General features: G+C 53.9%; 2 tRNA genes and 3 rRNA genes. All 5 read left to right on the top strand.

The features are described from left to right. Window positions 1-1,462, top strand: a 16S ribosomal RNA gene (locus tag ACFOJE_RS08565); the annotation flags it as partial. A gap of 93 nt (window positions 1,463-1,555) precedes the next feature. Beyond that, window positions 1,556-1,632 (top strand) — tRNA-Ile (locus tag ACFOJE_RS08560). Between the two features lie 6 nt (window positions 1,633-1,638). Continuing rightward, a tRNA-Ala gene (locus ACFOJE_RS08555) sits at window positions 1,639-1,714 on the top strand. Between the two features lie 245 nt (window positions 1,715-1,959). Continuing rightward, window positions 1,960-4,850, top strand: a 23S ribosomal RNA gene (locus ACFOJE_RS08550). A gap of 116 nt (window positions 4,851-4,966) precedes the next feature. Beyond that, window positions 4,967-5,082: ribosomal RNA gene (rrf, locus tag ACFOJE_RS08545) — 5S ribosomal RNA — on the top strand.

Raw genomic sequence — 5,082 nt, 5'->3', positions numbered from 1 at the left:
GAGAGCTTGCTCTCCGATTCAGCGGCGGACGGGTGAGTAATGCCTAGGAATCTGCCTGGTAGTGGGGGACAACGTTTCGAAAGGAACGCTAATACCGCATACGTCCTACGGGAGAAAGTGGGGGATCTTCGGACCTCACGCTATCAGATGAGCCTAGGTCGGATTAGCTAGTTGGTGGGGTAATGGCCTACCAAGGCGACGATCCGTAACTGGTCTGAGAGGATGATCAGTCACACTGGAACTGAGACACGGTCCAGACTCCTACGGGAGGCAGCAGTGGGGAATATTGGACAATGGGCGAAAGCCTGATCCAGCCATGCCGCGTGTGTGAAGAAGGTCTTCGGATTGTAAAGCACTTTAAGTTGGGAGGAAGGGCTGCTGGTTAATACCCTGCAGTTTTGACGTTACCAACAGAATAAGCACCGGCTAACTTCGTGCCAGCAGCCGCGGTAATACGAAGGGTGCAAGCGTTAATCGGAATTACTGGGCGTAAAGCGCGCGTAGGTGGTTGGGTAAGTTGAATGTGAAAGCCCCGGGCTCAACCTGGGAACTGCATCCAAAACTGCCCGACTAGAGTACGGTAGAGGGTGGTGGAATTTCCTGTGTAGCGGTGAAATGCGTAGATATAGGAAGGAACACCAGTGGCGAAGGCGACCACCTGGACTGATACTGACACTGAGGTGCGAAAGCGTGGGGAGCAAACAGGATTAGATACCCTGGTAGTCCACGCCGTAAACGATGTCGACTAGCCGTTGGGCTCCTTGAGAGCTTGGTGGCGCAGCTAACGCATTAAGTCGACCGCCTGGGGAGTACGGCCGCAAGGTTAAAACTCAAATGAATTGACGGGGGCCCGCACAAGCGGTGGAGCATGTGGTTTAATTCGAAGCAACGCGAAGAACCTTACCTGGCCTTGACATCCTGCGAACCTTTCAGAGATGAGAGGGTGCCTTCGGGAACGCAGAGACAGGTGCTGCATGGCTGTCGTCAGCTCGTGTCGTGAGATGTTGGGTTAAGTCCCGTAACGAGCGCAACCCTTGTCCTTAGTTACCAGCACCTCGGGTGGGCACTCTAAGGAGACTGCCGGTGACAAACCGGAGGAAGGTGGGGATGACGTCAAGTCATCATGGCCCTTACGGCCAGGGCTACACACGTGCTACAATGGTCGGTACAGAGGGTTGCCAAGCCGCGAGGTGGAGCTAATCCCAGAAAACCGATCGTAGTCCGGATCGCAGTCTGCAACTCGACTGCGTGAAGTCGGAATCGCTAGTAATCGCGAATCAGAATGTCGCGGTGAATACGTTCCCGGGCCTTGTACACACCGCCCGTCACACCATGGGAGTGGGTTGCTCCAGAAGTAGCTAGTCTAACCTTCGGGGGGACGGTTACCACGGAGTGATTCATGACTGGGGTGAAGTCGTAACAAGGTAGCCGTAGGGGAACCTGCGGCTGGATCACCTCCTTAATCGAAGACTGCAGCTCATTCATGAGCGCCCACACGAATTGCTTGATTCACTTGCGAAAGGCGATTGGGTCAAGACCCGAGAGTTAAACGATTGGGTCTGTAGCTCAGTTGGTTAGAGCGCACCCCTGATAAGGGTGAGGTCGGCAGTTCGAATCTGCCCAGACCCACCAATCGAAGGGGCCATAGCTCAGCTGGGAGAGCGCCTGCTTTGCACGCAGGAGGTCAGGAGTTCGATCCTCCTTGGCTCCACCATTTAACGGAATCGCCGAAAGCTCAGAAATGAGTGCTTGCCGCATGATCGGCCCGAGCATTGATTTCTGGACTTTGCGCCAGATCGTTCTTTAACAATTCGGGTATGTGATAGAAGTGACTGATTGGCTGTTTCACTGCAGTCAATTAGCTCAAGGTAAATTTGCGAGTTCAAGCGCGAATTTTCGGCGAATGTCGTCTTCACGATCTCTCGAGCCTGTCGCGAGACAGATTGCTTGGGGTTATATGGTCAAGTGAAGAAGCGCATACGGTGGATGCCTTGGCAGTCAGAGGCGATGAAAGACGTGGTAGCCTGCGATAAGCGTCGGAGAGGTGGCAAACGACCTGCGACCCGGCGATCTCTGAATGGGGAAACCCACCTGGGATAACCCAGGTATCTTGACCTGAATCCATAGGGTCAAGAGGCGAACCAGGGGAACTGAAACATCTAAGTACCCTGAGGAAAAGAAATCAACCGAGATTCCCTTAGTAGTGGCGAGCGAACGGGGATTAGCCCTTAAGCTGCTTGGATTTTAGCGGAACGCTCTGGAAAGGGCGGCCATAGTGGGTGATAGCCCCGTACGCGAAAGGGTCCTGGCAGTGAAATCGAGTAGGACGGCACACGTGAAACGCTGTCTGAATATGGGGGGACCATCCTCCAAGGCTAAATACTCCTGACTGACCGATAGTGAACCAGTACCGTGAGGGAAAGGCGAAAAGAACCCCGGAGAGGGGAGTGAAATAGAACCTGAAACCGTATGCGTACAAGCAGTGGGAGCCTACTTAGTTAGGTGACTGCGTACCTTTTGTATAATGGGTCAGCGACTTATTTTCAGTGGCGAGCTTAACCGATTAGGGGAGGCGTAGCGAAAGCGAGTCTTAATAGGGCGTTTAGTCGCTGGGAATAGACCCGAAACCGGGCGATCTATCCATGAGCAGGTTGAAGGTTAGGTAACACTGACTGGAGGACCGAACCCACTCCCGTTGAAAAGGTAGGGGATGACTTGTGGATCGGAGTGAAAGGCTAATCAAGCTCGGAGATAGCTGGTTCTCCTCGAAAGCTATTTAGGTAGCGCCTCGTGTATCACTGCTGGGGGTAGAGCACTGTTTCGGCTAGGGGGTCATCCCGACTTACCAAACCGATGCAAACTCCGAATACCAGCAAGTGTCAGCACGGGAGACACACGGCGGGTGCTAACGTCCGTCGTGAAAAGGGAAACAACCCAGACCGTCAGCTAAGGTCCCAAAGTTCTGGTTAAGTGGGAAACGATGTGGGAAGGCTTAGACAGCTAGGAGGTTGGCTTAGAAGCAGCCACCCTTTAAAGAAAGCGTAATAGCTCACTAGTCGAGTCGGCCTGCGCGGAAGATGTAACGGGGCTCAAACCAGGCACCGAAGCTACGGGTTCATCTTCGGATGAGCGGTAGAGGAGCGTTCTGTAAGCCTGTGAAGGTGAGTCGAGAGGCTTGCTGGAGGTATCAGAAGTGCGAATGCTGACATGAGTAACGACAATGCGAGTGAAAAACTCGCACGCCGAAAGACCAAGGGTTCCTGCGCAACGTTAATCGACGCAGGGTGAGTCGGTCCCTAAGGCGAGGCTGAAGAGCGTAGTCGATGGGAAACAGGTTAATATTCCTGTACTTCTAGTTACTGCGATGGGGGGACGGAGAAGGCTAGGCCAGCTTGGCGTTGGTTGTCCAAGTTTAAGGTGGTAGGCCGAACACTTAGGCAAATCCGGGTGTTCAAGGCCGAGAACTGATGACGAGCGTTCTTTTAGAATGCGAAGTGGTTGATGCCCTGCTTCCAGGAAAAGCCTCTAAGCTTCAGGTAACTAGGAACCGTACCCCAAACCGACACAGGTGGTCGGGTAGAGAATACCAAGGCGCTTGAGAGAACTCGGGTGAAGGAACTAGGCAAAATGGCACCGTAACTTCGGGAGAAGGTGCGCCGGTGAGGGTGAAGTATTTACTGCGTAAGCCCATGCCGGTCGAAGATACCAGGCCGCTGCGACTGTTTATTAAAAACACAGCACTCTGCAAACACGAAAGTGGACGTATAGGGTGTGACGCCTGCCCGGTGCCGGAAGGTTAATTGATGGGGTTAGCGCAAGCGAAGCTCTTGATCGAAGCCCCGGTAAACGGCGGCCGTAACTATAACGGTCCTAAGGTAGCGAAATTCCTTGTCGGGTAAGTTCCGACCTGCACGAATGGCGTAACGATGGCGGCGCTGTCTCCACCCGAGACTCAGTGAAATTGAAATCGCTGTGAAGATGCAGTGTATCCGCGGCTAGACGGAAAGACCCCGTGAACCTTTACTGTAGCTTTGCACTGGACTTTGAGCCTGCTTGTGTAGGATAGGTGGGAGGCTTTGAAGTGGGGACGCCAGTTCTCATGGAGCCATCCTTGAAATACCACCCTGGCATGCTTGAGGTTCTAACTCTGACCCGTGATCCGGGTCGAGGACAGTGTATGGTGGGCAGTTTGACTGGGGCGGTCTCCTCCCAAAGAGTAACGGAGGAGTACGAAGGTGCGCTCAGACCGGTCGGAAATCGGTCGCAGAGTATAAAGGCAAAAGCGCGCTTGACTGCGAGACAGACACGTCGAGCAGGTACGAAAGTAGGTCTTAGTGATCCGGTGGTTCTGTATGGAAGGGCCATCGCTCAACGGATAAAAGGTACTCCGGGGATAACAGGCTGATACCGCCCAAGAGTTCATATCGACGGCGGTGTTTGGCACCTCGATGTCGGCTCATCACATCCTGGGGCTGAAGCCGGTCCCAAGGGTATGGCTGTTCGCCATTTAAAGTGGTACGCGAGCTGGGTTTAGAACGTCGTGAGACAGTTCGGTCCCTATCTGCCGTGGACGTTTGAGATTTGAGAGGGGCTGCTCCTAGTACGAGAGGACCGGAGTGGACGAACCTCTGGTGTTCCGGTTGTCACGCCAGTGGCACTGCCGGGTAGCTATGTTCGGAAGAGATAACCGCTGAAAGCATCTAAGCGGGAAACTCGCCTCAAGATGAGATCTCACTGGGGACTCGATCCCCCTGAAGGGCCGTCGAAGACTACGACGTTGATAGGTCGGGTGTGTAAGCGCTGTGAGGCGTTGAGCTAACCGATACTAATGGCCCGTGAGGCTTGACCATATAACACCCAAACAATTTGGGTGCAATCGACAGACCGAAGATTGGCGCGAATTCGCAACCTTACCATCACAGACCCGATTGGCTGCAGCGTCCCGGACGTGGCAGCAACCGAATTGCTTGACGACCATAGAGCGTTGGAACCACCTGATCCCATCCCGAACTCAGCAGTGAAACGACGCATCGCCGATGGTAGTGTGGGGTTTCCCCATGTGAGAGTAGGTCATCGTCAAGC

The sequence above is a fragment of the Azotobacter bryophylli genome (assembly GCF_042643485.1).
Lineage (GTDB): Bacteria > Pseudomonadota > Gammaproteobacteria > Pseudomonadales > Pseudomonadaceae > Azotobacter > Azotobacter bryophylli.
Note: the sequence above shows the minus strand (reverse complement) of the source record. Positions and strands in the feature narration are given on the sequence as shown.